The sequence below is a fragment of the Nonomuraea sp. NBC_00507 genome (genome assembly GCF_036013525.1).
Taxonomy (GTDB): domain Bacteria; phylum Actinomycetota; class Actinomycetes; order Streptosporangiales; family Streptosporangiaceae; genus Nonomuraea.
The window spans coordinates 307,010-331,166 of sequence record NZ_CP107853.1; the positions used below are offsets into that span (position 1 = coordinate 307,010).

The following is a 24,157-nucleotide window of genomic DNA, read 5'->3' on the forward strand; positions in this document are numbered from 1 at the left end:
CGTTATCACGTCGATAAATCAGCCCCGCACCGTGACCCTGTCCGGCCGGATCCGGACAATCAACCGCTCCGTGCCCGGCTTGTCCTCCCATGACAGTCCCCGGTACTTCTGCGAGAGCTCCTCGATGAGGGCACCCTCGGGGTCGGGAGTCATGGCCACCGGACCGCGCACCTCCACATACCTGTACGGGTCGTCCGGGTCGATGACCAGCAGGCTCGCCCGCGGATCGCGCTCGAAGTTACGCGGCTTCCTGCGTCCCTTGACGGTCGAGAAGATCACGTCGTCCCCGTCCGTCCGCACCCACACGACCGTCGACTGCGGCCCCCCGTCGGGGTTGATGCTCGTCACGGTCGCGTAGTTCGGAGCGTCCAGGAGTTTGCGTGCTTCTTCGGGCAGCGGGGCCATGTCTCTCCCTTGATCGGTCTTGAGCCCATTCTTCTGTAGGCTCGAAGGCGCCATGGACGTGACTCCCCCCTCTACGCTCCGTCGCCTGGGCATCGCCCTGGCGGGGCTCGCAGTCGCCGCCCTGACCGGGGCCGCTTGCGCGCTCTCCTTCGACGACCTGCGCACACTCGCCGTCACCGGCGAGGCCAGGCAGGATCTCGCCTTCCTCTATCCGGCGGCGTTCGACGCGCTCCTCGTGGTCGCGCTGATCGGCGTGTTGCTGCTGCGCTCCGCCCGGCTGCTGGTACGGGTGCAGGCGGCGATCGTGCTGACCCTGCTCATCGTGGCCGCGGCGGCGGCGGACGTCGCCACGGCGGTGAGGTTCGTGTTCGACGTGCGGCAGGCGGCCGTGGGCGTGGCCCTGGCTCCCTGGGTCATGCTGTCCGTCGCCCTGTGGTTGTGGCTGTTGATGATCAAGCACGTGCAGGCGCATCTGGGCGTTGGAGAGGACGAGGAGGACGACGGCACGGGGCAATCGGACATCGTGCCCTTCCACCGCGGCCGACCGGCCGAGACGCCGCCCCCGCTGGTCACCGAGGCCCCTGCGCCCGTGATGGAGCCCACCCCGCTTGTCGGCCCCACCGCAGCCCCGGAAACCCCGCCGGCGCCCGCCCAGGAACGCACGGCGGTCTCGGCTGAGGAGCGGCCGCCGGTCTCGGCGCGGGTGACCGAATGGCCCGCCCAGGAGCAGGTCCACGAGCCGGTCCCTGAGCCCGCCCAGGAGCAGGTCCGCGAGCCCGGCCCTGAGCCCGCCCAGGAGCCCGTCCCTGAGCCCGCTCAGGAGCAGGCCCACGAGCCCGTCCAGGAGCCGGCTCACGTGCCTGTCCAGGGCCAGGAGCCGTCCTGGGCGACCGCCGAGCCCGTCCAGGACGGCGATGAGGAGCCCGCCCCAGAACCCGAGACCCGCCCGGTCCGCTGGGGTGACCGCGTCAAGCCGGCCGATGTCCTCGTCCACCCGCGCCCGGACGACAGGGACGCCGACACGCAGCCGCACCTGGTCTTTGAGGACGGGGAGGTTCCCGACCCGGGGCACGGCCCGGAACTCGCCGAATCCGACGAGCTCCAGACGGCGAGCCAGGTCGGCGAGCTCCAGACGGCGGATCAGGCCGACGATCAGGTCGACGATCAGCAGGCGGTCGACGAAACCGACGCCGGCGAGCGGCGCGAGGACGAGTTAGAGGACACCGCGCGGCATCCGGTGATCCACGACGACACCCCGGCCCCTTCAGGCCGCCTAAGGAGCAGTCCGCGCCCGCCAGAGGACTGACGGAGAAGGCCCGCCCGGAAGCACATCTTCAGGGCGGGCCGATGTATCTCGCCTAGGCGCTGGTCCCCCGTCGGAGCCCGGCGACCAGGCCGACGCCGACCACCGCCAGCACCACCTGCATCACCAGTTCGATCCAGTCGATGCCCGGCGTCGTCTGCACGCCCAGCACCTGTGCGAGCAGCGTGCCCACGAGGGCGGCCACGATGCCGACGACGATGGTGAGGATCCACCCGATGGCCTGCCTGCCGGGAAGCAGCAGGCGACCGATTGCGCCAATCACGGCGCCAATCACAATGGCGCCAAGGATGGACTGGATTGTCATGACATGAAACCTCCCCGTGAGAGTGAGCGGTTCACTCTCACGGGGATGGGCTACCCGATCTACGGCGATTATGCGCCGCCTTTGCGTACGAGCAGGTTAGGTGGGTGTTCCACGGGTTCGTCCGGTGCGCCCCATGCCCATTCGGGTCACGAGGAGCACACCGACGACCGCCAGCGCGAGCTGGAGTATGTGCTCGATCCAGTCGATCCCGCGCGTATCGGCCAAGCCGAACGCGTGCGCTATCAGCGTGCCGATCAGCGCGGCCACGATGCCGACGATCAGAGTCAGGCCGATCGACATGCCTTGCTTGCCGGGCACTATCAGCCGGGCAAGCGCACCGACGATGGCACCGATGACCAGTGCGGAAACTATCGCGCCGATCATGTGTTGCTCCCCCCGAAGACGTTCACATGTCGTGGGAAGACCTACCCGCCCAACAGGACAAACAACCCAAAGGGGAAGGCGGCGGTCCGTACCGCGCCAGTGACGAACCGCCGCCTTCGCATGAGGCGGGCTAGGCGACGACCCGCCAGGACACCCTCACGTATCCCACCAGGAAGACGCCCCGCTAGGCGGAAAGGTTGACCACCAACGCGGTCGCGATGGCCGCGATGCCCTCTCCACGCCCGGTCAGCCCGAGTCCGTCGGTCGTGGTGGCGGAGACGCTCACGGGCGCCCCCACGGCGGCGCTGAGCGCCTTCTCGGCCTCCGCACGGCGCGGCGCCAGCTTGGGCCGGTTGCCGATCACTTGGATGGCCACGTTGCCGATCTCGTAGCCCGCTGCGCGTACGTGGCGGGCGGTCTCCTCGAGCAGCGCAGCGCCCGAGGCGCCGGCCCAGCGCGGGTCGGCGGTGCCGAACAGCAGGCCTAGATCGCCCAGCCCGGCGGCGGACAGCAGCGCATCGCACGCGGCGTGCGCGGCGGCGTCGCCATCAGAATGGCCGGCCAGCCCGATCTCACCGGGCCAGTGCAGGCCGGCAAGGTTGAGCTCTCGCTCCGAAGCGCCTGAACTGAACGGGTGGACGTCGACTCCGACGCCCACCCGTGGAAGTTTCGCGCTCAGGAGTTGAGAACCTCGTCAAGCAGGGCCTCAGCCTTGTCCTCATTGGTCTTCTCGGCCAGGGCAAGCTCACTGACCAGGATCTGCCGCGCCTTGGCGAGCATACGCTTCTCGCCCGCGGAAAGACCGCGCTCGCGATCCCTCCGCCACAGGTCCCGAACCACCTCGGCGACCTTGTTCACATCACCCGACGCGAGCTTCTCCAGATTGGCCTTGTAACGACGAGACCAGTTGGTCGGCTCTTCCGTGTGCGGCATCCTGAGGACGTCGAAAACCCGCTCAAGGCCTTCCTGGCCGACAACATCGCGCACACCGACGAGTTCTGCGTTTTCAGCTGGCACCTGGACGGTAAGGTCGCCCTTGTCGACCTTGAGCACCAAGTAGGTCTTTTCCTCACCCTTGATGGATCGCTTGGTGATTGCTTCGATCCGAGCAGCCCCATGGTGGGGGTAGACGACAGTGTCGCCGACCTGGAAAGTCATGTGACAAGTACCCCTTCCGCTGTACTCCAGAGTACCACGCATCCACAGGCTCCCGGAACAGTGAAATCCTCATAACTGCAGGTCAAGGCCGCATATTAGGGCTTGACAAACGGTCAAGACTATGAATCTCCATTCCGGACATAGCGAATGACCTGCGGGGGCGTGGATATGACCATGGATTCGGGCGGATATGGTGGGCGCTGCCCTACACGCACGCGCAAGACCAAGGAGAACCCGCCCGTGACCAGCCGTCGCTGGATTGCCGTAGCCGCCGCGTTCTTGGCAGCCCCCGTGCTCGCCGGCTGCGGGGCCGGATTCAACGCCACCACTAACGTGCCCTACGCCCCCAACGAGGCACAGGCCTTGATCGAGAAGGGCGCTTACGGCACTCGCGGCATTCAGATCCCGCAGGCGTTCATCCTCGGCCCGGACGCGGGCGCCCAGCTTCCCTGGCGCGGCTCCGCCCCGATCTACCTCAACATCCTCAACACGGCCGGCACCCCCGACACCCTGCAGGCCGTCTCCGCGGGGAGCATGGGCACGGTGAAGGTCACGGCCCCGATCCAGCTGCCGAGCAACCAGCTCGTCAACACCGGCAAGCCGAGCCCGCAGCTCATGCTCGAAGCGATCCCCAGGAGCCTCAGGGGCGGCGAGAGCATCAAGCTGGACCTCCAGTTCGCCAACGCCGGCACGGTGTCCATGAACGTCCCTGTGGTCACGCGTAGCCGCGAATTCGCGGCCTACCCCCCGGCCCCGGGCGCCACCCCGGCCCCCACGCCCAGCCCGACGCCGTCAGCGCACGCCGAAGAATCTCACTAAACATGACAAAACCTTTGTTCCGGTACGGCAAACGCGTACCGGAACAAAGGTTTGATCATTCCTCGATCGCGTCGAACTTGTAGCCCAGGCCGCGCACGGTCAGGATGCAACGCGGGTTGGACGGGTCGGACTCGATCTTGGCGCGCAGCCGCTTGACGTGAACGTCCAGCGTCTTGGTGTCCCCCACATAGTCGGCGCCCCAGACGCGGTCGATGAGCTGGCCGCGGGTGAGCACCCGTCCGGCGTTGCGCAGCAGGACCTCCAGCAGCTCGAACTCCTTCAGCGGCAGCTGCACCTGCTCCCCGCGCACGGCCACGACGTGCCGGTCGACGTCCATGCGGACGGGGCCGACGGCCAGCACCGCGGTCTCCAGCTCCTCCGGCATGTCGCCCTGGCGGCGGAGCACCGCGCGGATACGGGCGACCAGCTCGCGCGAGGAGAACGGCTTGGTGACGTAGTCGTCGGCGCCCAGCTCAAGACCCACGACCTTGTCGATCTCGCTGTCCTTGGCCGTCAGCATGATGACCGGCACCTTGGAGCGCTGCCGGAGGGAACGGCACACCTCCGTGCCGGGCAAACCCGGCAGCATCAGGTCGAGCAGCACCAGATCCGCGCCGTTGCGGTCGAACGTGTCGAGCGCCTCGGGCCCGGTCGCCGCGACCGATACCTCGAAGCCCTCCTTGCGCAGCATGTAGGACAGGGCGTCGGAGAAGGACTCCTCATCTTCGACGACTAGTACTCGGGTCATGATGCCTCCTTCGTCAGCATCAAGACCCAATGGGTGCTGTGTTCATTGGTTCCTTCGCTTCGCTCAGTCACGAGCTGTCTCCAGGGGAATCGAGGGTGGTACGGCCACCGCCGTGCCGCCGAAGGCAGGCAGGCGGAGCGTGAAGGTGGAGCCGGACCCTTCCTTGCTCCATACGGACACCTCGCCGGCATGCGCCGCGGCGACGTGCTTGACGATAGCGAGACCGAGCCCCGTGCCGCCGGTGGCCCGGGATCTGGCCGCGTCGACGCGGAAGAAGCGCTCGAAGATGCGTTCCAGCGCCTCCTCGGGGATGCCGATGCCCTGATCGCTGACGCTGATCTCCACGGACTCGTTCGCCGGCCGGACGCTGACCACGACTCTCGTGTGCTCGGGGCTGTAGGCGACGGCGTTGTCGATGAGGTTGCGCAGCGCGGTGACGAGAAGCTCGTCGTCGCCCCAGATGCGCAGCCCCTCGGTGCCGCCGGAGACGAGCGTGATGTCCTTGGCGACCGCTTTGGTGTTGCAGTGGTCGATGGCGTCGTGAACGGCCTCGTCGATCGAGACCTGACCTGGGGTGGGGATGGGCTCGGCCCCCTGGATCCTGCTGAGCGTGATCAGGTCCTGGACGAGGTAGTTGAGCCGGGCCGCCTCGTGCTGCATGCGCCCGGCGAAGCGGGTGACCGCCTCGGGGTCGTCGGCGGCGTCCTGGATGGTCTCGGCCAGCAGGCTCAGCGCGCCGACCGGGGTCTTGAGCTCGTGGCTGACGTTGGCGACGAAGTCGCGGCGCACCGCCTCGACCCGGCGCCGCTCGGTCTGGTCCTCGGCGAGCACCAGGACCTGGCCGTAGGTGCCGAGTGGCGCCACGCGTACCGCGAAGTTGGTGGTTTCCTGGCCGAATTTGTGCCCTGCGACGTCGATCTCGCTCTCGCGGATCTCGCCGTCCCGGCGTACCTGGCGGGCCAGCGCGAGTAGTTCGGCGGCCATCAACCGATCGCCCTTGACCAGGCCGAACGCCCGCGCCGCCGAGCTGGCGCGCAACACGCGGTCGTGCGCGTCGAGCACCACGGCGGACGAGGGGAGCACCGCGAGCACGGAGGCCACGCCCTGCGGCAGCGCCGCGCCGGTCTCCACGCTCTCGATTTCGGTGGTACGGCTTGGAGCCTCGATCTGGTTTCGATAGAACAAGACCGCCAGGGCGCCCACGACAAACCCGGCCAGGGCTACGAAGCTCATGGCCAACTCACTCATGTCTCCGATGGTAGGTGGCCTTTCCCCAGGGACAGACCCCCTCATCAGGGGATGAACGTCCCTTTCCCGGAAAGTTCATTTACCTGTAGAGGTTCGTTCATCGAGCGACACATACGGTGAACCCCATGCGCGACGTCTATCATGAAGAGCTGGATGGGCTGACGGACAAGCTGGTCGAGATGACCAGGCTCGTCCGCTCGGCCATCTCCCGCGCCACCACGGCCCTCCTCGACCCCGACCTGCCGCTCGCCGAGAGCGTCATTTCGCGGGACGACGAGGTGAACGCGACGTTCGCGGAGATCGAGTCGACGATCTTCGATCTGATGGCTCGCCAGCAACCGGTCGCGGTCGACCTGCGCACCATGATCACCGCGCTGCGCATGGGCACCGACCTGGAGCGCATGGGCGACCTGGCCGTGCACGTCGCCAAGGTGGCCCGGCTGCGCCACCCGGAATCGGCGGTCCCCCTGGAGATGCGCTCCACGATCCTGGAGATGGGCCAGATCGCGGAGAACATCGTCACCAAGGCCGGCAGCTGCGTGGCCTCGCGCGACGTCGAGTCGGCGCTGGAGCTGCCGCAGGACGACGACGCGATGGACCGGCTGCACAGCAAGTTGTTCCGGCTCCTGCTGGCGAAGGACTGGCAGCACGGCGTGGAACCGGCGATCGACATCACGCTGATCGGGCGCTATTACGAGCGCTACGCCGACCACGCGGTACGGGTCGCGCAGGACGTCGTCTACCTGGTGACCGGCACCCGGCCGACCTGATTTCGCGAGTCGCGACGATTTGGGCCGGTGCCGGGAGTCCTACCTTCGACGACCCCGAAGGGAAGGACGACCGGCCATGGCCACCACGCACACCCTCGACGTACCCGGCGCGCATCTCCACTACGAGGTGCGCGGCACGGGCCCGCTGCTCTTCGTCATCGGATCGCCGATGGACGCCGCGGCGTTCACACCGTTCGCCGACGCGCTCGCGGGCGACCACACCGTGGTCACCCTCGACCCGCGGGGCATCTCGGGCAGCACGCTCGACGACCCCGAGCAGGACTCCACACCCGAACTGCGGGCCGACGACGTCGCCGCGATCATGGACGCGCTCGGGGCCGAGACCGCCGACGTGTTCGGCAGCAGCGGCGGCGCGGTGACCGGGCTCGCGCTGGTCCAGCGGCATCCGCGGCGGGTGCGCACGCTGATCGCGCACGAGCCTCCCGTCCTGGAGCTGCTGCCGGATGCCGCCGAGCGGCGGGCCGGGGTGGAGGACATCATCGCGACCTACCAGCGGGAGGGCGTCGGGGCCGCCTGGGTCAAGTTCATGATCTCTGCGGGCTACGACCTGGAGGCAGAGGGCGCGCCCGACGGCCCGCAGGAGCCGACGCCGCAGGACCTGGCCAACAGCGCCCATTTCTTCCTCCACGAGCTGCGCGGCACCACCCGGTACGTGCCGGACGCGGCCGCCTTGACGGCAGGTCCGGCCCGCGTCGTGGTCGGCATCGGGGTGGAGTCCGGCCATCTGGTCACGTACCGGACGTCGGTCGCGCTGGCCGAGCTGCTCGGCACGCCGGCCGTGGAGTTCCCAGGCGAGCACGGCGGGTTCCTGGAGCGGCCCGTGGAGTGCGCGGACGTGCTGCGGAAGGTGCTGGCGGGCTGAGCCACGGCTTCGGCGGCGGCCCGGTCCGCGGGCACGCCGCCGACGCCGTGACTACCGTCAACGGCCCTGGTTGGCCACGGCCTCGATGGCGGCCTTGGCGGCCTCCGGGTCCAGGTATTCGCCACCGCGCCGCAGCGGCCGGAACTCGGCGTCCAGCTCGTAGAGCAGCGGGATCCCCGTCGGGATGTTGAGCCCGGCGATGTCCTCGTCGCTGATGTCGTCCAGGTGCTTGACCAGGGCGCGCAGCGAGTTGCCGTGCGCCGCCACCAGGACGGTCCGCCCGGCCGCCAGGTCCGGCACGATCTCGTCGTACCAGTACGGCAACATGCGGTCGACCACGTCCTTCAGGCACTCCGTCCGCGGCCTGAGCTCCGGCGGCAGGAGGGCGTAGCGGGGGTCTCCGGCCTGGGAGTATTCGTCGTCGTCGGCGATCGGGGGCGGCGGCACGTCATACGAGCGGCGCCACAGCATGAACTGCTCGTCCCCGAACTCCTCGCGGGTCTGCGCCTTGTTCTTGCCCTGCAGCGCACCGTAGTGGCGCTCGTTGAGCCGCCAGCTGCGCTTGACCGGCAGCCAGAGCAGGTCGGCCTCCGCCTGCGCCAGCTGGGCCGTCTGGATCGCCCTGGTCAGGAGGCTGGTGTGGACGATGTCCGGGCGCAGCCCCGCTTCCAGGAGGAGCTTGCCGCCGCGGCGGGCCTCGTCCTCGCCCTTGGCCGAGAGGCTCACGTCCACCCAACCGGTGAACAGCCCCTTAGCGTTCCAGTCACTCTCGCCGTGCCGTAGCAGCACCAAAGTCGCCATGGGCCCAATCCTACGGATTCGGCTCAGCGGTCGGGGTCGGCGAAGCGGGCGAACGCCTGCAGGTTGGCCAGCGACTCGCCCCGCTTGGCCCGCCACGCCCACTCCCGCCTGATGGAGGAGGCGAAACCCAGCTCCAGGGCCCGGTCGAACCAGTCGTCGGAGTACGTCAGCACGCAGCCGAGCAGCCGGTCCACCTCCTCCTCGGTGACGGCCGACAGCGGCACCCGGCCCACGAGGTAGACGTCACCCACGGGGTCGAGCGAGAAGTGCACCCCGTACATGGAGCCGTTCTTCTCCAGCAGCCAGCGGTAGAACTCGGCGTGGTTCTCGTCGGGCTGGCGGCAGAAGAACGCCTCCACGTGGAGCACCCGCTCCCCCACGATCAGCCAGGTCATGGTGGCGAGCTTGTGCTGGCCCGGGAGTTTGACGAGGAACGCCCCCGGCCGCGGCTCGTCATAGGAGACGTCCGCGGCCTTGAGCGCGGCTTCGACGACATCGCGCATAGAAGTGCACGCTACAGATTGACGGCCACAGGCGTCTTGTGCAGGTTCGCGATGGCGCCCGCGTACACCTCCACCAGCCGCGACGCGGTGGCCTGCCAGCCGAAGGCGGCGGCGTGGGTGCGCGCGCCGCGCGAGAGCTGGTCGCGCCAGTGCGGGGCGGTGACGAAGCTGCGGAGCGCCTGAGCCCATTCGGCGGGGTCGTGGCCGTCCACGAGCAGGCCCGAGACGCCGTCCCTGACGGCGGTGCGCAGGCCGCCGACGGCGGCCGCGGCCACGGGTGTGCCGCAGGCCTGGGACTCCAGCGCGACGAGGCCGAACGACTCGCTGTAGGAGGGCACGACGGTGACGGAGGCCGCCCGGTACCAGTCGGCCAGCTCGTGCTGGGCGGCCGGGGGCACGAGGCGTACGACGTCGGAGATGCCCAGCTCGGTGGCCAGCTCGGTGAGGATGGACGGCCGGGCCAGGCCGTTGCCCGACGGGCCGCCCACGCAGGCGATCACCAGGCGCTCCCGCAGCGACGGGTCCTCGATGAGCATCCTGGAGGCGGCGCGCAGCAGCACGTCGGGGGCCTTGAGCGGCTGGATGCGGCCCACGAACAGCAGCACGTGCGCGCCCAGCGGCAGGCCGAGCCGGTCCCTGGCGGCGGCCTGCGAGCCGGGGCGGAAGACGGTGAGGTTGACGCCGGGGTTGACGACGGCGACGCGATCCTCGGCGGCCCCGTACAGGTCGATCAGCTCCTGGGCCTCGTCGGCGGTGTTGGCCACGAGGCGGTCGGCGATCTCCACGACCTGTTCCTCGCCGACCACGCGGGCCTGCGGCTCCGGCTTGTCGTCGGCGGCGAGCAGGAGGTTCTTGACCTTGGCCATGGTGTGCATGGTGTGCACGAGCGGCACGCCCCAGCGTTCCTTGGCCAGCCAGCCGACCTGGCCGGACAGCCAGTAGTGGGAGTGGATGACGTCGTAGCGGCCGGGGTCGTACATGGCCTCGGTGCGCAGCACCTCCGACAGGAAGGCGCACAGCTGCCCGGGCAGGTCGGCGCGGTCCATCTCCTCGTACGGCCCGGCGGTCAGGTGCCTGACGAGGACGCCGGGGGCGAGCTCGGCCACGGGTGGCAGGTCGCGCGCGGTCGCCCGGGTGAAGATCTCCACTTCCACGCCCAGCTGCGCCAGCAGCTTGGCGGATTCGACGATGTACACGTTCATGCCCCCGGCGTCGCCCGTTCCGGGCTGGTCCAGGGGCGATGTGTGCATGCTGATGGTCGCGACCCGGCTGACCCGTCGCCTCACTCGACACCACCTCCAAGAGCGTTATAACCATGGAAATTTTTCCGACATTCCCGACAGACGGTCACAGTGGGGTGGCGAGAGGTGAGAGACGCCCGGCCGCGAGGGCGAGCCGGGCGGGGGCTGGCAGGATGAGGTCCATGCGGAAAACGGCTGTGGTGACCGGGGCGAGCAGTGGAATCGGTGAGGCGACGGCCCGCCGGCTCGCCGCCGAGGGTTATGAGGTGGTGGCGGGCGCGCGGCGGCGCGAGCGGCTGGACAAGCTGGCCGGGGAAGAGCCGCTGATCAGGGCGGTGACGCTCGACGTGACCTCGCAGGAGTCGGTGGACGCGCTGGCGGCCTCGCTCGATCGCTGCGACGTGCTGGTCAACAACGCCGGCGGCGCGCTCGGGCTGGAGCCGGTCGCGGGCGGGCGGCTGGAGGACTGGCAGCAGATGTACGACGTCAACGTGCTCGGCTCGCTGCGCATGGCCAAGGCCTTCGTGCCCAAGCTCATCGAGTCGGGCGACGGCGTGCTGGTGATGCTGACCTCGACGGCGGGTCTGGTGTCGTACGAGGGCGGGGGCGGCTATTGCGCGGCCAAGCACGCCCAGACGTCGATGACCGAGACGCTGCGCCTGGAGCTGGTCGGGCAGCCGGTGCGGATCGTGGAGATCGCGCCGGGCATGGTGAAGAGCGAGGGCTTCGCGGTCACCAGGTTCCGCGGGGACGAGGCGGCCGCGGCGCGCGTCTACCAGGGCGTGCCGGACCCGCTGAGCTCGGACGACGTGGCCGACGCCATCGCGTGGTGCGTGACCAGGCCGTCCCACGTGAACATCGACCGCCTGATCATCCGTCCCCGCGCCCAGGCGGCCCAGCACCGGGTGCACCGCGTCACGTGAGCAAGCCCGTCGGCGCCGTCACCAGGGGGACGACCGCCCACAACCGGCTGCGGCGCTGCGATCGCTGGATCGCGGCGGTGCACGGGCGGCGGCTGCGGGCGGTCGATCGGCCGCTGGTGGTGGACCTGGGCTACGGGGCCTCGCATGCCACGACGCTGGAGCTGTTCACCCGGCTGCGCCGGGTCTCGCCCGGGGTCGAGGTGGTGGGGATCGAGATCGACCCGGCCAGGGTGGCGCTGGCGAAGCCGTACGAGCGGGAGGGGCTGAGCTTCCGGCTCGGCGGCTTCGAGCTGCCCGTGTCCCGGCCACCGGTTCTGGTCCGGGCGTTCAACGTGCTACGCCAGTATTCCGAGGTGGAGGCCTGGCGCTACTGGGACGTGCTGCGCGGCCGGCTGGCCCCGTACGGCGTGCTGGTCGAGGGGACGTCGTCGGAGAACGGGCGGCGGGCGGTGTGGGTGGGACTGTCGTCCCGGGGGCCCGAGACGATCACGTTCTCGGCCCGGTTCGACGCCTTCGAACGGCCCTCCGACCTGGCGGACCGGCTGCCGAAGACGCTCATTCACCGGAACGTCCCCGGTGAGCGGATCCACACGTTCCTGCGCGACTTCGACCGCGCGTGGGCCGTCAGCGCGCCGTATGGCGCGCATGGGGCGCGGCAGCGGTGGCTGGCCGCCGTGCAGGTGCTGGCCGGCTCCTGGCCGGTGCCCGCGCGGCCGCCGCTGGGCGGTGCGGCCAGGTGGCGGCTCGGCGAGCTGACGCTGCCCTGGTCGGCGGTGGACCCTCGCGGCTAGAGCCGCGAGGCGAACACGTCGTACGCCGAGCGATCGAACAGCACGAACCTGACATCCTCGACCGACGTGTCCGCCTGCCGCACCGCGTCCAGCGCGATGCGGGCCGCGTCATCCATGGGCCAGCCATAGAGGCCGGTCGAGATCGCGGGAAAAGCCACCGACCTGGCCCCTAGCTCGTCGGCCACGCGCAGCGACTCGACGTAGCAGGAGGCCAGCAACTCCGACCGGTCCTCCGACTTGGCGTGGACCGGCCCGACCGTGTGGATCACCCACCGTGCCGGGAGCCGCCCAGCCGTGGTCGCCACGGCCCGCCCCGTCGGCAATCCCTTGCCGTAGTGGGAGGCGCGCAGCTTCCTGCACTCCTCAAGGATCTCCGGGCCGCCGCGGCGGTGGATGGCGCCGTCCACGCCCCCGCCGCCCATGAGCGAGGAGTTCGCGGCGTTGACGATGGCGTCCACCCGCTGCTCGGTGATGTCCCCCTGGACCAGCGTGATATCCATCTCACCAGCATCCCGGATGCCAGCTCGACAGGTTGTAGAGCTACCCTGAAGGGCGTGAAGGGTCTTGGCGAACTCGAGCGCAGCATCATGGACATCCTCTGGGCGGAGCACACGGCGTTGACCGCCCGCGAGGTCGGCAGGCTCATTGCCGACCGCGACCTTGCCCCCACGACGGTCATGACCGTGCTCGACCGCCTCACCCGCAAGGGATTCCTGGAGCGGACGCGCGACGGCCGCGCATGGAGATATCAGCCGGCGGAAAGCCGTGACGCATACGTCGCCGAGCTTATGCTGGAAGCCTTGGACCTGACGGGCGACCGCTCGGCCGCCCTCACCCGCTTCGCCCAGGCCGTGTCAGGACCGGAGGCGGAGATCCTGCGCAGAGCCCTCACGGAGCTGGAGGAAGAGTGATCACGGCAGCGGCGCTGGCAGCGCTCGCCACGGCGTGCGCGGTCGGCTCCTGGCGTTTCACGACGGCCCGGTGGACCTCACGCGCGCCCCGGCTGGCCATCATTCTCTGGCAGTCCCTGGGCGTGGCCTGGGGCCTGGCCACGACCGGCGCCATGCTGGCGTACGCGGTCCAGCCCTATGGCCTGGGCGTGTTGCCCGGGCTCATCGCGTTCGCGCGCGGCGAAAGGCCGCTCGCTCCCTGGGACGCGCTGCACGTGCTGGCCATGATCGCGGGCATCACCGCGCTCGCGGTGCTGGTCGCCGTGCTGCTCACGGCCGGGGTGCAGGCGCTGCGGGCGCGGCGGCGGCACCGCATGCTGCTCGCGTTGATCGCCCACGACGACCCCGCCATGCCGGGGGTGCGGGTGCTCGACCACCCGAGCGCGGCGGCCTACTGCGTGCCGGGGCTGCGTTCGCAGGTCGTGGTCAGCGAAGGCGCGCGCAAGCTGCTGTCGCAGGACGAGCTGGCGGCCGTGCTGGCGCACGAGGTCGCGCACGTACGGGAGCGCCACGACCTGGTGCTGCTGCCGTTCGCCGCGCTGCGCAGGGCGCTGCCCTGGTCGAAGGTCGTGGCCGACGCGCAGGCACAGGTGGAGCTGCTCATCGAGATGGCCGCCGACGACCGCGCCCGGCGCTACTGCTCGCCGCGCCGGCTGGCCACGGCGCTGCTCAGGTTCGGCACGGCCGGGGCCATGCCGACCCCGCACGGCATGCTGGGCCTGCACGCCCACAACGTCATGGCGCGAGTGGACCGCCTGGTCAAGCCGGGTCCCGAGCTGGCCGTGTCGGTGCGTTACGGGTACATCACGCTCTCTGTGATATTGGTCACCGCTGCTCCCTTCCTGTGGATTATCCAGCTCTGACTGCTTGCTCCCGTTAACCATTGTGTTTGCAATTGCAAGCACCGCGAGGCAGACTAGAGCCATGGCACTACCCAAAGTCGGCTCGATCGGTGAATACATCCGCGAGCAGCGGCAGCAGGCGAAGATCTCCCTGCGCCAGCTCGCCGAGGCGGCTGGGGTCTCCAATCCCTACCTCAGCCAGATCGAGCGCGGGCTGCGCAAGCCGAGCGCGGAGATCCTCAACCAGATCGCCAAGGGTCTGCGCATCTCCTCGCAGGCGCTCTACGTGCAGGCGGGCCTCATCGAGGACCGCGAACCGCCGAGCGACGTGATCTCTGCCATCAGGGCCGACACCAATCTCACCGAGCGGCAACGCCAGGTGCTGATCGACATTTACGAGTCATTCCGCAAAGAGAAGCGCGCCGAGGATGAGCAAACCTCCCAGAACGCTCACCCTCGGCACGTCTCCGGATCGGACGACGATGAGCCGCTGCCCGAGGAGTTTCTCGCCGCACTTGAGCCCTATGCGGCGACCTCACGCAACGGCAACGCCACCCAGGAAACCAAGGAAGGTTAACCCATGACGCTCGCCACCGAGGTCAAGAAGCTCACCGAGTCCAAGCCGTTCTACGCGGTCGCCGGCGCCGGCGACTACGCCGTGGAGAAGCTGCGCGAGCTGCCCGAGCAGCTGCGCAAGCTCCAGTCCCGCCGCTATGACCTGGTCTCGGAGCTGCCCGAGCGCACCCGCGCGTACGCCGACAAGGCCGAGGGCTTCGCCAGGGACCTGCCCGAGAAGGCCCGCGAATACGCCGACCAGCTGGGCCACAGGGCCACCGAGGTCTACGAGGACTTCGCCACGCGCGGCCGCAAGGTCGTCAGCAAGGCGTCCGGCGAGGCCGCGCTCGAGCTGGAAGAGCTGTCGGAGGCCGCCGAGCCGGCCGTCGCCGAGCCGGCCAAGAAGACGCGCTCGACGACCCGCACCCCTCGCACGACTCGCACGACGAAGGCCTGATATGACGGCAAGGCCCGCATCCCCGGTGGAAGCGGGCCTTTTCGCTTCGGGGTGCCCGGTTGACCGGGCCGCCTATTAGGCTGGGGCCGATTTCATCGCGGCGTTGGGCGGAGCCAACAACATGAATCTGATCAACGGAGTCTTCAACCTTCTCTTCCTGGTGCTCGCCGCCGTCATCTTCGGCATGTCGGTCTATGCACTGGTACACGCGCTGCGGGTGCCGAAGAACGCGTTCATCTCGGCAGGCAAGCTGAAGAAGGAGCTCTGGCTGCTCATCACGGCGCTGGCGACGCTGTTCTCCGGCGCGGGTGCCTGGAGTTACCTCAATGCCTTCCTGATCGTCGGCACCGTCCAGTTCATCGGCATCGGCCTCGGGCTGTTCTCGATCCTGGCCGTCATCGCCGCCACCGTCTACATCGTCGACGTCAAGCCCGCCGTCAAGGGCATGGGCCGGGGCAACAGCGGCCCCTACGGCCCGTGGTGATGGCTAGGCTTTCGGCATGACCTACGACCTCCACGGACGTACGCACCGGCTGGAACTGGCGGACCAGACCCTCCGGGACTTCGAGGCCGTCGTGCTGGATGCCACCCCCGAGGGCATCGTGCTCAACAAGTCGGCGTTCTATCCGGGAGGCGGCGGCCAGCCGGCCGACCACGGCGTGCTGATCTGGCAGGGCGTGGAGACGCGCGTCGTCGGAGTGCGCAAAGGGGACGATCTCTGCCTGATCCCGGCTGAGGGCGACCCGATCCCGCCCGTGGGCACCGTGGTGACGGGGGCGGTGGCCGACGCGCGCCGCTCGGCCCTGATGCGCACGCACTCCGGACTGCACGTGTTGTGCGGGGTGGTGTTCAGGGACTACGGCTGTCTGGTCACGGGCGGCAACATGGACGAGCTCAGCGCCCGGATGGACTTCAACCTGCCCGAGGTGCCTGCGGGCTTCAAGGAGGGCGTGGAGGACGCCTGCAACGCCGAGATCGTCGCCGACCGGCGCATCGACGTGAAGGTGCTGCCCCGCGCGGAGGCGTTCGCCATCCCCGACATCATCCGCACGGCCACCAACCTGGTGCCGGAGACCGTCCAGGACGTGCGCATCGTCGACATCGTCGGCCTCGACACCCAGGCGGATGGCGGCACCCACGTGGCCTCGACCAAGCAGATCGGCCACATCAAGGTGGCCAAGATCGAGAGCAAGGGGCGCGGCTTCCGGCGCTTGCGCATCCAGATCTCCGACTAGCGCCGTCGCTTGCGTTCCTCCGCCACGAACAGCGGCTAACCGATCACCTTGGCGAAGCCGTCGAGGAGCCGGCCGAGGCCGAACTCGAAGAGCCGGTCGAGGTCGAGGTCGAAATCGCCCAGCTCGGCCATGAGCTCGGCGAAGGCGGGGTAGCCGCCTGACTGGCTGATCGCGCGCATCCGGTCGTCCTGCCCGCTCAGCCACTCCTCGTCGGTGAGGCCAGTGGCGGCCCGTGCCCGGCGCTCCAGCTCGAGGTTGGCGCCGATGCCCTGGACGTGGCTGTAGAGCAGGATGTGCAGGTTCATCTTCGTCGTGGCGTCCAGGTGGGTGCCCGCCAGCGCCGCCATGACCCACTCGGTGTGCTTGATCAGACCTGCTGAGGGCAGCGGCCGGAACAGCGAGGTGATCCCGGCCATCCACGGGTGCGCCCGGTAGGCGGCCCACTGCAGGCGCGCGGTCGTCTCGAACGCGGCCCGCCAGCCGGGCGGCCGCTCGGCGGGCAGCGGGAAGTCTTCGATCGCGGCGTCGACCATCAGCAGGATCAGGTCGTCCTTGCTGCCGACATGGCGGTAGAGGGACATGGTGGCCATGCCCAGCCGGTCGGCGATCGCCCGCATGGTCACGTCTGGGAGCCCTTCGGCGTCGGCGAGCTCGATGGCCGCCCGTACGATGCGCTCCCGCATCCCGTCAGATCCAGAAATTTCCGGACGCCGGGCCGCCCGCCCCTCGCGCCGCTCCGCCACGACCGTCCCCACCCGGGGCTCGGCGACCACGACGCCCTCCTGGGCCAGCACCGCCAGCGCCTTGGCGGCGGTGGCCAGCGCGACCCCCCAGTCCCTGGCGAGCTGCCTGGTGGACGGCACCCGGTCCCCGGGCCGGAGCCTGCCATCCGCGACGCGCCGTTTGATGTCGCCCGCGATCCGCGCGTAGGGCGGAGTGTCCATCTGACCTCCTGTACTAGTACAGATCTTCCCAGCATACCGTTGCTAACTGCTGTATGTACGACGTACATTCAGTTCTGCGTACAACGTCAACAAGAGGAGTCAGATCGTGAAGGTGCTCATTTCCGGTGCGAGCGTCGGCGGTCCCGTCCTGGCCTACTGGCTGCGGCGGCAGGGTGCCGAGGTGACGGTCGTCGAGCGTGCCCCGGCGCCGCGCAAGGGCGGCCAGGCCATCGACATCAGGGGCGCCGCGCTCACCGTGGCCGACCGTATGGGCATCCTGGAGCAGGCCAGAGCGCTCCGTACGACCATGCGCGGCATGTCCATGGTGGACGGCGACGGCAACGAGATCATGCGCAGCACCGAGGGGACGATCAGCGGCGGCGCCTTCGACAGCCCCGATATCGAGATCCTGCGCGACGACCTGACCGCCCTCGTCATCTCGGCCGCCGACGCCGGCTACGTGTACGGCGACTCGATCGCCACCCTCGCCCAGGACGCCCACGGCGTGGACGTGACGTTCGAGAGCGGCAGGCAGGCTCGCTACGACTACGTGGTCGGCGCCGACGGACTGCACTCCACCGTGCGGCGGCTGGCGTTCGGCCCGGAGGAGCGGTTCCTGGAGCACCTCGGGATGTACGTCTCGATCTTCACCGCGCCGAACTTCCTCGGCCTGGACCACTGGCAGACCTGGTTCCGCGAGGGCGACGTCGGCGGCGCGGTCTTCAGCGACCGGGACGCCGGCGTGATGCGGGTCAACCTGGGGTTCGGCGCGGGCCCGATCGACTACGACCACCGTGACGTGGAGCAGCAGAAGCGGCTGATCCAGGAGCACTGCTCCGGGATGCGCTGGGAGGTTCCGAAGCTGCTTGCGGCCATGTGGGCGGCCGACGACTTCTACTTCGACGCCATGGCCCAGGTGAAGATGGACCGCTGGTCGGCCGGCCGGGTGACGCTGGTCGGCGACGCGGGCTACTGCGCCACGCCGCTGTCCGGGCAGGGCACGAGTCTGGCCATGGTCGGGGCGTACGTGCTGGCGCAGGAGCTCGGCTCGGACCCGGCCACCGCGTTCGACCGCTACGAGCAGCGGATGCGGCCTTTCGTCGCGCGGAATCAGGCGCTCGCCGTCGAGAACCCCGGCCAGGGGGCCGCGCCGGAGAGCGTTCAACTGGCCGCGAACGGCATCGTCTTGGACTGAACCGATACGATTTGCCGCCATGACGGGTATCAGACTCACGATGGCCGCCCTCGGGGCCACCGCTCTGACGTTGACCGCCGCCCCCGCCATGGCAACGGCGGCCGGGATCACGACCGACGTGACGATGACCCTGGGCAAGGACGGCACGCTGCACGTGGTCGAGAAGATCAGCGGCGGCTCGGGCGGGCTGAAGCGCACGTTCCTCTCCAGGACGCGGTACGACGACAGCTACGACCGCCTCTACCAGATCTCGAACGTCAAGGGCGGCACGCTCGCCGGCGACGTGCTCACCGTGACCGGCCAGACCGTCGAGTACGACGTCAAGGGCGCGGTGACGAGCTCAGGCGGCGTCGAGGAGCTGCGCTGGTTCGCGGTGAACGGCTGGAACCAGCAGGTCGACAAGGCCACGGTCAAGGTCGGCGGCCCGGGCCTGGTCCAGAACCTGTCCTGCTTCGCCGGCGAGCTGACCTCGGCCATCGGGTGCACGGCCGCGTCCATGGACCACGCCGCCACCCAGGCCGACTTCGAGCAGGAGAACATCGCGCCCGGCCAGGCCCTGACCGTCGTCGTGGGATACCCGAAGGGCTCCAGCGGCGGGGCCCCCATCCTGGAGAAACGTTTCTCGCTAGCCGCCGCGTTCACCCTGGACACCGTCACCGGGGGCGCCCTGGCGGGCCTGCTGGTGCTGCTGCTCGGCGGCGTCGGCCTGCTCTACTGGACGCGCGGCCGCGACGCCCGGGTCGTCGGCCACGAGCAGGGCACCGTCAATCCCGTGCAGAACGGGCACTTCTCACCGCCCGACGGAGTGCGTCCCGGCCAGATCGGCACGCTCGTGGACGAGCAGGCCGATGTGGTCGACGTGACCGCCACGATCGTGGACCTCGCCGTCCGCGGTTACCTGCGGATCGACGAGCAGCCCCGCCAGACCTACGACGCGCCCGACTGGTTGCTGGTCAGGCTGCCGACCGCACCCGTCAACGCGCTCCTGCCGTACGAGCGGGCGCTCTACGACGCCATCTTCGACGGCCGGGACATGGTGCTGTTGTCGCAGCTGTCCGGCTCGTTCGCGGCCCATCTGGGCAAGGTCCGCGACGCCCTGTACGCCGACGTGGTCAAGCAGGGCTGGTTCGCCCGCCGCCCGGACACCGAGCGCACCAGGTGGACCACGATCGGCGTGGTGCTGATCGGCGTGGGCCTGCTGGCCACCGTGGCGCTGGCGTGGTTCACCACGTACGGGCTGCTGGGCCTGGCCGTGATCATCGCGGGCGGTGCGCTGGCGGTCGGCGGCCAATACATGCCGGCCAAGACCGCCAAGGGCTCCGCGGCGATGGCGCACACCATGAAGTTCCGTGAATACCTGTTCTCCGGCGAGCTGGGCACCGTGCCCGAGCAGCACCGGGTGGAGCTTTTCTCCCGCTACCTGCCCTATGCGGTGATCTTCGACGGGGTGGAGCACTGGTCGCGCGTGGTGGCCTCGGTCACCGGCAACGGCAGCCAGGCCGACAACCTCTACTGGTATCACGGGCCCGCGGAGTGGGACCTGTCCAAGTTCGCCGGCTCGATGCGGACGTTCACCACGACCACGTCGGGGGCGATCTCCGCGACCCGTCAGTTCCGCACCCTCTAACGGATCCGCACGCTCTAGCGGAGCCGTACCTCGCCGACCGGGTGGCCCCCGCCGAGCACCGGCGGAGCGGCCAGCTCGGCCAGCTCAGGGGCGTCCAGCCCCAGCGAGCGCAGCGCCGCCACCGTGACGGGCACGCGGGCGCGCGCCGAACCGTCCTCGATCTTCACGGTGCCCGCCCGCCCGTCCTCGAACACGAACGCGTCGAACGCCTCCGCCCCGGCCTTCAGCATGAGCCCGGGCAGCGCACGCATGAGCTTGGCCTCGGGGCGGCCGGTGCCGGACGTCCACTCCGGGTAGGCGCGCATGGCGTCGAAGATCTTGCGCTCGTACGAGTCGGGCGACGACATGGGGAACGCCCGGAACGCCTTCGTCACGCCCAGCATCGACACGAAGAACAGCGGCGCCCCGCACCCGTCCACCCCCGAGGCCGCCACCCGCTCCCCGGTCAGATCCTCGACGGTCTCCCTGATCGCCCGCTGCAGCGGGTGCATGGGCTCCAGATAGCTCTCGAGCGGCCAGTCGTTGAGCACGCAGGTGGCGAGCATGGCGGAGTGCTTGCCGGAGCAGTTCATGAAGACGCGGCCGCGTTCGGTGACCGTACGGTCGAACGGGTAGTCCTCGGGGCACCGCAGCGCCGACTCCTCCAGCCCCGCCCCCGCCAGGATCTTCCTGGCGCCGTCCACGTGGAACGGCTCACCCGAGTGCGAGGCGCAGGCCAGCGCGAGCAGCTCGTCCTCCAGCCGCAGCCCGCTGCGGAGCATGCCGAGCGCCTGGAGCGGCTTCATCGACGACCGTGGCGAGGCAGGCACGTGCACCGCACCTCGCGCCTCGACCGGGCGGCCTTCCGCGTCCACGGTCAGCATGCGAGCCTGATGCGTGGACTCCACGAACCCGGACCGGACAACTTCCACGATCAACGACATTTCCCCATCCCTTCCGGCATGAGTCTACGGAGGGTTTCACCTGGGCCAGAATGGGATCCCATGCGAGCAGTGGTGCAGCGAGTGAGTGCAGCGTCCGTCGAGGTCGAAGGCCGGACCGTCGGGGCGATAACCGAGCCCGGCCTGCTCGTCCTGGTGGGCGTCACGCACACGGACACGCGGGCCGAGGCCGCCAAGCTCGCCGCCAAACTCTGGGGTCTGCGCATCCTGCACGGCGAGAAGTCCTGCTCGGACGTGTCCGCGCCGCTCCTGGTGATCAGTCAGTTCACCCTATACGGGGATGCACGCAAGGGCCGGCGGCCCACCTGGCAGGCGGCCGCCCCTGGGCCGGTCGCCGAGCCGCTGGTGGACGCCGTCGTGGACGAGCTGCGCGGCCTGGGCGCGCAGGTGGAGACGGGCGTCTTCGGCGCGGACATGAAGGTGTCCCTCGTCAACGACGGCCCGATCACCCTCGTCGTCGATATTTAGCGGATGCGAACGTCGCAGCGGCGGTTTTAGCGGATGCGACGTCGCAGCGACGGGTCGATGGAGACGTTGCGACCCGCGTCCGGCGGCACGACGACCTCCTGGGCCGCCGCGACCCCGCCGGCCAGCAGCGGCGCGTCCACCGGCACCGTACGCTTGATCACCGCCAGCGCGATGGGCCCGAGCTCGTGGTGCCGGGCGGCCGACCCGACCACGCCGACCTCCTGGCTCTCGAAGATCACCGGTGCGCCGTGCGGGGGCAACGTGTCGACACTGCCGTCGAGGTGCAGGAACACCAGGCGGCGCGGCGGATGCCCCAGATTGTGCACCCGGGCCACCGTCTCCTGGCCCCGGTAGCAGCCCTTGCTGAGGTGCACGGCCGCGCCGATCCAGCCCACCTCGTGCGGGAGGGTCTTGTGGTCGGTCTCGAACCCCATCCGCGGGTGGTGCGCCTCGATCCGCAGCGCCTCGTACGCCCACAGCCCCGCCAGCGGCTTGCCCAGGTGGTCGGCCAGCTCCGCGCGCGGCACCAGGAAGTCCTCCGTGGCCGTGGACAGCACGGCCAGGTCATCGGCCCGCGACACCTCGACGCGGAGCATGAACCGCATCCGGTCGAGATAGTCGATCAGACTCTGCGCGGTGCCCGGCTCGACGTGGGCCAGCACGCTCTCGCCGTCGTCCACCAGCGTCAGGTGGTGTTGCACGCGGCCCTGCAGGTCGAGGTCCAGCGTCTGCGTCCACTCGCCCGGTTTCAGGGTGTCGAGCTTCTGCGAGGTCAGGTCGTTGAGCCATTTCAGCCGGTCGGCGCCCGAGATCCGGACCACCTCGCGGTTGCTGCGGTCGACGACCGCCTCGCCCTTGGCCAGCACGCGCTGCTCGGCGTACAGATCGCCGTAGTGCGCGGCTACGTCGGAATCCGGCGCGTCTGCCGCTACGGCGCCGGGGAGATCGAGCAGAGGGCTACGCATGCACTCCAGGCTATCCGCAGCGGCGGCGGCGCCCGACAACGGCTACCGGCAGTTTCGGCAGCGCCCGAAAACGGTCAGATGATGAACGTCGGCCGCGAACCCCAACTCATCGTCGAGGCCCTGGACCAGCCCTTCGGCCAGTTCCGGCCGCACCTCGAACACCTCGTCGCACCCCCGGCACACCAGGTGCACGTGATCGGCCTCGGCCGCCAGATGGTAGGTCGGCGCCCCGTGGCCGAGATGCGTGTGGGTCACCAGACCCAGCTCTTCCAGCAGCTCCAGCGTGCGGTAGACGGTCGAGATGTTGACCCCGCGCGCCGTCTCCCGGACCTTGACGCAGATCTCCTCGGGCGTGGCGTGCTCCAGCTCCTTGACCGCCTCGAGGACGAGCTGGCGCTGTGGTGTGACCCGGTAGCCCTTCGCGCGAAGTTCCTCGTGCCACTGCGTCTCGGTCATGCCCCCGAGTCTAGGCGCAACGGTCCGCTGCCTGCGGTGGACCGCTGAACGCGGTCCACCGTACGACGCGGGGATATTCACTTGCCCCGTCCGCGGACGACCGCATAGCTTCGTGAGTACGCAGAAAGGAGGTGGTCCGAATAATGGTTTCTCATAGTCGGGCTAGCGAGGTGGTTGTCCGCTAACGTCGCGGACAACTTTGTCTCGTCTCGTTGACGTTGGCGAATTCGAGGCAACCACCGGGGCCCCTGGCAGCCGGAGGGCGGGACTCTGATCCCGACCATGGTCCATCCGGCCCGCCTGCACCGCAGGCGGAGTGATGCCTGGGGCCCTTCTTCAATGTTCACCTCTGACCGGCAGGCCGAGCCTGCCGCATGCCTCGCGATAGAGCATCACCACGGCCTTGCGCACCTGGGCGCGCTCGGTGAGCGTCTCGCCCCAGGGCACCCGGACCCGCTCCCCGCCGTCGATCGTGAACTCGATCGCCTCGGCGTCGACGTCGCTCGTCAGCGCCGTGGTCGCGCCGGGCCGCCCGCCGAGGCCCCGCACGATGATCAGGGAGTCGGCGGCGTGGTCGTCGTTCATGTGGCGCTTGATCGCCTCGACGGCGTCAGCGGTGAAGGGAGTGCTCATGCCACCTTCTTCAACTCGGCCGACATGTGGTCCGTCAGGGGGTGCCCGACGGCGGCCATCTCATAGGCCCACATGAGATTGCCGTTGACCAGCCCGTACAGCCGGTGTCCCGCCGTGTACTCCTTGGCCGTGGCGGTGCGCGCGACGACGTCCGTACGCAGCTCGATCTTGTGGAAGATCACCTCGCCGATGTAGATCTCGACGATCCCGGTCGGGTGCGCCAGCACCACCTCGATCTGCCGGTCCGGCTGCGGCCGCCAGTATCCCGATTCCGTGGCCAGCGGCCTGACTCGGTTGCCGTCCTGGTCGAGCAGCCAGGTGCGGCTCACGTAGGTCAGGAACGGCTTGCCGTTGTGGCCGAACTCGATCTCCTGCCCGAAGTTGAAGCTCTCGATCGTCGGGTAGCCGCCCACACCCGCGCCTTCCCAACGGCCGAGCAGGAAGGCGATCGGCTCCAGATCAGGGTGCACCTCAGGTTCTTCCATGTTCCCCAAGCGTAGTGGCGCTTCGTGCCCGTACGGCAAAGCATCACGGCCTTGAGCTCTGCTTCGATCCGCATGCTCGCTCAGTGCGCGTTAGGGTGACGG

The 24,157-nt window shown here is 69.4% G+C and carries 32 protein-coding genes; 15 read left to right on the forward strand and 17 right to left on the reverse strand.

Annotated elements, in window-relative coordinates; translation table 11 throughout:
* Positions 1-18 precede the first annotated feature (18 nt).
* On the reverse strand, positions 19-405 hold the full coding sequence (locus OHA25_RS01545; protein WP_327585846.1) for a PPOX class F420-dependent oxidoreductase: 387 nt from the start codon (positions 403-405) through the stop codon (positions 19-21).
* Between the two features lie 58 nt (positions 406-463).
* Here OHA25_RS01545 and OHA25_RS01550 point away from each other — a divergent pair, with 58 nt between their 5' ends.
* Positions 464-1,711: a hypothetical protein gene (locus OHA25_RS01550; protein ID WP_327585847.1), complete on the forward strand. Its 1,248-nt coding sequence runs from the start codon at positions 464-466 to the stop codon at positions 1,709-1,711.
* Between the two features lie 52 nt (positions 1,712-1,763).
* Here the strand turns inward: OHA25_RS01550 and OHA25_RS01555 are convergent, their stop codons facing one another.
* The 4 genes from OHA25_RS01555 to OHA25_RS01570 form a co-directional block, all read right to left on the reverse strand.
* Positions 1,764-2,033, reverse strand: coding sequence for a GlsB/YeaQ/YmgE family stress response membrane protein (locus OHA25_RS01555; protein WP_305915008.1), 270 nt, complete (start codon positions 2,031-2,033; stop codon positions 1,764-1,766).
* Between the two features lie 96 nt (positions 2,034-2,129).
* Entirely contained in the window at positions 2,130-2,417 is a 288-nt protein-coding gene (locus OHA25_RS01560) for a GlsB/YeaQ/YmgE family stress response membrane protein (RefSeq protein WP_305915007.1), read from the reverse strand.
* 184 nt (positions 2,418-2,601) lie between these two features.
* Complete coding sequence (gene ispF, locus OHA25_RS01565; protein ID WP_305915006.1) at positions 2,602-3,075, reverse strand: 2-C-methyl-D-erythritol 2,4-cyclodiphosphate synthase; 474 nt, start codon at positions 3,073-3,075, stop codon at positions 2,602-2,604.
* Positions 3,076-3,092: 17 nt separating this feature from the next.
* Positions 3,093-3,575, reverse strand: coding sequence for a CarD family transcriptional regulator (locus OHA25_RS01570; RefSeq protein WP_043624891.1), 483 nt, complete (start codon positions 3,573-3,575; stop codon positions 3,093-3,095).
* Between the two features lie 240 nt (positions 3,576-3,815).
* On the opposite strand from OHA25_RS01570, the gene OHA25_RS01575 reads away from it, so the two are divergent.
* A complete protein-coding gene (locus tag OHA25_RS01575) occupies positions 3,816-4,394 on the forward strand; it encodes a copper chaperone PCu(A)C (RefSeq protein WP_327585848.1) in 579 nt (192 codons plus the stop codon).
* A gap of 55 nt (positions 4,395-4,449) precedes the next feature.
* Here the strand turns inward: OHA25_RS01575 and OHA25_RS01580 are convergent, their stop codons facing one another.
* Together OHA25_RS01580 and OHA25_RS01585 are read right to left on the reverse strand one after the other, a co-directional pair.
* Positions 4,450-5,142, reverse strand: a complete 693-nt coding sequence (locus OHA25_RS01580) for a response regulator transcription factor (RefSeq protein ID WP_327585849.1) — start codon at positions 5,140-5,142, stop codon at positions 4,450-4,452.
* A 63-nt stretch (positions 5,143-5,205) separates the two neighbouring features.
* A complete protein-coding gene (locus tag OHA25_RS01585; protein ID WP_327585850.1) occupies positions 5,206-6,390 on the reverse strand; it encodes a sensor histidine kinase in 1,185 nt (394 codons plus the stop codon).
* 125 nt (positions 6,391-6,515) lie between these two features.
* Here OHA25_RS01585 and phoU point away from each other — a divergent pair, with 125 nt between their 5' ends.
* Together phoU and OHA25_RS01595 are read left to right on the forward strand one after the other, a co-directional pair.
* A complete protein-coding gene (gene phoU / locus OHA25_RS01590) occupies positions 6,516-7,160 on the forward strand; it encodes a phosphate signaling complex protein PhoU (protein WP_327585851.1) in 645 nt (214 codons plus the stop codon).
* 76 nt (positions 7,161-7,236) lie between these two features.
* Positions 7,237-8,043, forward strand: coding sequence for an alpha/beta fold hydrolase (locus OHA25_RS01595; RefSeq protein WP_327585852.1), 807 nt, complete (start codon positions 7,237-7,239; stop codon positions 8,041-8,043).
* A gap of 57 nt (positions 8,044-8,100) precedes the next feature.
* Here the strand turns inward: OHA25_RS01595 and OHA25_RS01600 are convergent, their stop codons facing one another.
* From OHA25_RS01600 to mshA, 3 genes are read right to left on the reverse strand one after another with little or no spacing between them, the layout of a single operon-like run.
* Positions 8,101-8,844, reverse strand: a complete 744-nt coding sequence (locus OHA25_RS01600; protein WP_327585853.1) for a phosphoglyceromutase — start codon at positions 8,842-8,844, stop codon at positions 8,101-8,103.
* A gap of 23 nt (positions 8,845-8,867) precedes the next feature.
* On the reverse strand, positions 8,868-9,347 hold the full coding sequence (locus OHA25_RS01605; protein WP_327585854.1) for a YbjN domain-containing protein: 480 nt from the start codon (positions 9,345-9,347) through the stop codon (positions 8,868-8,870).
* 11 nt (positions 9,348-9,358) lie between these two features.
* Positions 9,359-10,597 carry a D-inositol-3-phosphate glycosyltransferase gene (gene mshA / locus OHA25_RS01610; protein ID WP_371825735.1) on the reverse strand — a complete coding sequence of 413 codons (1,239 nt, stop codon included), beginning with the start codon at positions 10,595-10,597 and terminating at the stop codon, positions 9,359-9,361.
* A 173-nt stretch (positions 10,598-10,770) separates the two neighbouring features.
* Here mshA and OHA25_RS01615 point away from each other — a divergent pair, with 173 nt between their 5' ends.
* Both OHA25_RS01615 and OHA25_RS01620 read left to right on the forward strand, forming a co-directional pair.
* Positions 10,771-11,511, forward strand: coding sequence for an SDR family NAD(P)-dependent oxidoreductase (locus OHA25_RS01615; protein WP_327585855.1), 741 nt, complete (start codon positions 10,771-10,773; stop codon positions 11,509-11,511).
* Complete coding sequence (locus tag OHA25_RS01620) at positions 11,508-12,302, forward strand: class I SAM-dependent methyltransferase (RefSeq protein ID WP_327585856.1); 795 nt, start codon at positions 11,508-11,510, stop codon at positions 12,300-12,302. The genes OHA25_RS01615 and OHA25_RS01620 overlap by 4 nt, the downstream gene beginning before the upstream one ends.
* Here OHA25_RS01620 and OHA25_RS01625 read toward each other — a convergent pair.
* Positions 12,299-12,802, reverse strand: a complete 504-nt coding sequence (locus tag OHA25_RS01625) for an O-acetyl-ADP-ribose deacetylase (protein WP_327585857.1) — start codon at positions 12,800-12,802, stop codon at positions 12,299-12,301. The genes OHA25_RS01620 and OHA25_RS01625 overlap by 4 nt on opposite strands.
* A gap of 54 nt (positions 12,803-12,856) precedes the next feature.
* On the opposite strand from OHA25_RS01625, the gene OHA25_RS01630 reads away from it, so the two are divergent.
* The 6 genes from OHA25_RS01630 (at position 12,857) to OHA25_RS01655 (ending at position 16,341) form a co-directional block, all read left to right on the forward strand.
* Complete coding sequence (locus OHA25_RS01630) at positions 12,857-13,213, forward strand: BlaI/MecI/CopY family transcriptional regulator (protein WP_305914994.1); 357 nt, start codon at positions 12,857-12,859, stop codon at positions 13,211-13,213.
* The gene (locus OHA25_RS01635) at positions 13,210-14,115 is read left to right on the forward strand and encodes a M56 family metallopeptidase (RefSeq protein WP_305914993.1); all 906 of its coding nucleotides are present in this window, start codon (positions 13,210-13,212) and stop codon (positions 14,113-14,115) included. The genes OHA25_RS01630 and OHA25_RS01635 overlap by 4 nt, the downstream gene beginning before the upstream one ends.
* A gap of 61 nt (positions 14,116-14,176) precedes the next feature.
* Positions 14,177-14,671, forward strand: coding sequence for a helix-turn-helix domain-containing protein (locus OHA25_RS01640; protein ID WP_327585858.1), 495 nt, complete (start codon positions 14,177-14,179; stop codon positions 14,669-14,671).
* A gap of 3 nt (positions 14,672-14,674) precedes the next feature.
* The gene (locus OHA25_RS01645; RefSeq protein ID WP_327585859.1) at positions 14,675-15,106 is read left to right on the forward strand and encodes a hypothetical protein; all 432 of its coding nucleotides are present in this window, start codon (positions 14,675-14,677) and stop codon (positions 15,104-15,106) included.
* 121 nt (positions 15,107-15,227) lie between these two features.
* Positions 15,228-15,590, forward strand: a complete 363-nt coding sequence (locus OHA25_RS01650; RefSeq protein WP_327585860.1) for a DUF2516 family protein — start codon at positions 15,228-15,230, stop codon at positions 15,588-15,590.
* Between the two features lie 16 nt (positions 15,591-15,606).
* The gene (locus OHA25_RS01655) at positions 15,607-16,341 is read left to right on the forward strand and encodes an alanyl-tRNA editing protein (RefSeq protein WP_327585861.1); all 735 of its coding nucleotides are present in this window, start codon (positions 15,607-15,609) and stop codon (positions 16,339-16,341) included.
* 35 nt (positions 16,342-16,376) lie between these two features.
* Here the strand turns inward: OHA25_RS01655 and OHA25_RS01660 are convergent, their stop codons facing one another.
* Complete coding sequence (locus tag OHA25_RS01660; protein WP_327585862.1) at positions 16,377-17,285, reverse strand: GntR family transcriptional regulator; 909 nt, start codon at positions 17,283-17,285, stop codon at positions 16,377-16,379.
* Between the two features lie 106 nt (positions 17,286-17,391).
* Between OHA25_RS01660 and OHA25_RS01665 the strand changes: the two genes are divergently transcribed.
* A complete protein-coding gene (locus OHA25_RS01665; RefSeq protein WP_327585863.1) occupies positions 17,392-18,480 on the forward strand; it encodes an FAD-dependent monooxygenase in 1,089 nt (362 codons plus the stop codon).
* Between the two features lie 19 nt (positions 18,481-18,499).
* Complete coding sequence (locus OHA25_RS01670) at positions 18,500-20,107, forward strand: DUF2207 domain-containing protein (protein ID WP_327585864.1); 1,608 nt, start codon at positions 18,500-18,502, stop codon at positions 20,105-20,107.
* 14 nt (positions 20,108-20,121) lie between these two features.
* On the opposite strand, the gene OHA25_RS01675 is transcribed toward OHA25_RS01670, so the two are convergent.
* The gene (locus OHA25_RS01675) at positions 20,122-21,030 is read right to left on the reverse strand and encodes an asparaginase (protein ID WP_327585865.1); all 909 of its coding nucleotides are present in this window, start codon (positions 21,028-21,030) and stop codon (positions 20,122-20,124) included.
* Positions 21,031-21,090: 60 nt separating this feature from the next.
* Here OHA25_RS01675 and dtd point away from each other — a divergent pair, with 60 nt between their 5' ends.
* Positions 21,091-21,516, forward strand: coding sequence for a D-aminoacyl-tRNA deacylase (dtd, locus tag OHA25_RS01680; RefSeq protein WP_327585866.1), 426 nt, complete (start codon positions 21,091-21,093; stop codon positions 21,514-21,516).
* Positions 21,517-21,542: 26 nt separating this feature from the next.
* Here dtd and ygfZ read toward each other — a convergent pair whose 3' ends face one another.
* The 4 genes from ygfZ to OHA25_RS01700 all read right to left on the reverse strand — a co-directional run bounded on the left by ygfZ (position 21,543) and on the right by OHA25_RS01700 (position 24,055).
* Entirely contained in the window at positions 21,543-22,481 is a 939-nt protein-coding gene (gene ygfZ / locus OHA25_RS01685) for a CAF17-like 4Fe-4S cluster assembly/insertion protein YgfZ (protein ID WP_327585867.1), read from the reverse strand.
* Positions 22,482-22,523: 42 nt separating this feature from the next.
* Positions 22,524-22,937, reverse strand: a complete 414-nt coding sequence (locus OHA25_RS01690) for a Fur family transcriptional regulator (protein WP_327585868.1) — start codon at positions 22,935-22,937, stop codon at positions 22,524-22,526.
* 336 nt (positions 22,938-23,273) lie between these two features.
* Positions 23,274-23,570, reverse strand: a complete 297-nt coding sequence (locus tag OHA25_RS01695; RefSeq protein ID WP_327585869.1) for a DUF2470 domain-containing protein — start codon at positions 23,568-23,570, stop codon at positions 23,274-23,276.
* Complete coding sequence (locus OHA25_RS01700) at positions 23,567-24,055, reverse strand: FABP family protein (protein WP_327585870.1); 489 nt, start codon at positions 24,053-24,055, stop codon at positions 23,567-23,569. Before OHA25_RS01700 ends, OHA25_RS01695 begins: the two co-directional genes overlap by 4 nt.
* Between the last annotated feature and the right edge of the window lie 102 nt (positions 24,056-24,157).

What these genes read in the sequence shown, in the direction of transcription:
- OHA25_RS01545 (WP_327585846.1), bottom strand. Translation starts at nt 405, where the DNA reads ATGGCCCCGCTGCCCGAAGAAGCACGCAAACTCCTGGACGCTCCGAAC.
- OHA25_RS01555 (WP_305915008.1), bottom strand. Translation starts at nt 2,033, where the DNA reads ATGACAATCCAGTCCATCCTTGGCGCCATTGTGATTGGCGCCGTGATT.
- OHA25_RS01560 (WP_305915007.1), bottom strand. Translation starts at nt 2,417, where the DNA reads ATGATCGGCGCGATAGTTTCCGCACTGGTCATCGGTGCCATCGTCGGT.
- OHA25_RS01570 (WP_043624891.1), bottom strand. Translation starts at nt 3,575, where the DNA reads ATGACTTTCCAGGTCGGCGACACTGTCGTCTACCCCCACCATGGGGCT.
- OHA25_RS01580 (WP_327585849.1), bottom strand. Translation starts at nt 5,142, where the DNA reads ATGACCCGAGTACTAGTCGTCGAAGATGAGGAGTCCTTCTCCGACGCC.
- OHA25_RS01585 (WP_327585850.1), bottom strand. Translation starts at nt 6,390, where the DNA reads ATGAGTGAGTTGGCCATGAGCTTCGTAGCCCTGGCCGGGTTTGTCGTG.
- phoU (WP_327585851.1), top strand. Translation starts at nt 6,516, where the DNA reads ATGCGCGACGTCTATCATGAAGAGCTGGATGGGCTGACGGACAAGCTG.
- OHA25_RS01595 (WP_327585852.1), top strand. Translation starts at nt 7,237, where the DNA reads ATGGCCACCACGCACACCCTCGACGTACCCGGCGCGCATCTCCACTAC.
- OHA25_RS01600 (WP_327585853.1), bottom strand. Translation starts at nt 8,844, where the DNA reads ATGGCGACTTTGGTGCTGCTACGGCACGGCGAGAGTGACTGGAACGCT.
- OHA25_RS01605 (WP_327585854.1), bottom strand. Translation starts at nt 9,347, where the DNA reads ATGCGCGATGTCGTCGAAGCCGCGCTCAAGGCCGCGGACGTCTCCTAT.
- mshA (WP_371825735.1), bottom strand. Translation starts at nt 10,597, where the DNA reads ATGCACACATCGCCCCTGGACCAGCCCGGAACGGGCGACGCCGGGGGC.
- OHA25_RS01615 (WP_327585855.1), top strand. Translation starts at nt 10,771, where the DNA reads ATGCGGAAAACGGCTGTGGTGACCGGGGCGAGCAGTGGAATCGGTGAG.
- OHA25_RS01625 (WP_327585857.1), bottom strand. Translation starts at nt 12,802, where the DNA reads ATGGATATCACGCTGGTCCAGGGGGACATCACCGAGCAGCGGGTGGAC.
- OHA25_RS01640 (WP_327585858.1), top strand. Translation starts at nt 14,177, where the DNA reads ATGGCACTACCCAAAGTCGGCTCGATCGGTGAATACATCCGCGAGCAG.
- OHA25_RS01645 (WP_327585859.1), top strand. Translation starts at nt 14,675, where the DNA reads ATGACGCTCGCCACCGAGGTCAAGAAGCTCACCGAGTCCAAGCCGTTC.
- OHA25_RS01650 (WP_327585860.1), top strand. Translation starts at nt 15,228, where the DNA reads ATGAATCTGATCAACGGAGTCTTCAACCTTCTCTTCCTGGTGCTCGCC.
- OHA25_RS01655 (WP_327585861.1), top strand. Translation starts at nt 15,607, where the DNA reads ATGACCTACGACCTCCACGGACGTACGCACCGGCTGGAACTGGCGGAC.
- OHA25_RS01660 (WP_327585862.1), bottom strand. Translation starts at nt 17,285, where the DNA reads ATGGACACTCCGCCCTACGCGCGGATCGCGGGCGACATCAAACGGCGC.
- OHA25_RS01670 (WP_327585864.1), top strand. Translation starts at nt 18,500, where the DNA reads ATGACGGGTATCAGACTCACGATGGCCGCCCTCGGGGCCACCGCTCTG.
- OHA25_RS01675 (WP_327585865.1), bottom strand. Translation starts at nt 21,030, where the DNA reads ATGTCGTTGATCGTGGAAGTTGTCCGGTCCGGGTTCGTGGAGTCCACG.
- dtd (WP_327585866.1), top strand. Translation starts at nt 21,091, where the DNA reads ATGCGAGCAGTGGTGCAGCGAGTGAGTGCAGCGTCCGTCGAGGTCGAA.
- ygfZ (WP_327585867.1), bottom strand. Translation starts at nt 22,481, where the DNA reads ATGCGTAGCCCTCTGCTCGATCTCCCCGGCGCCGTAGCGGCAGACGCG.
- OHA25_RS01690 (WP_327585868.1), bottom strand. Translation starts at nt 22,937, where the DNA reads ATGACCGAGACGCAGTGGCACGAGGAACTTCGCGCGAAGGGCTACCGG.
- OHA25_RS01695 (WP_327585869.1), bottom strand. Translation starts at nt 23,570, where the DNA reads ATGAGCACTCCCTTCACCGCTGACGCCGTCGAGGCGATCAAGCGCCAC.
- OHA25_RS01700 (WP_327585870.1), bottom strand. Translation starts at nt 24,055, where the DNA reads ATGGAAGAACCTGAGGTGCACCCTGATCTGGAGCCGATCGCCTTCCTG.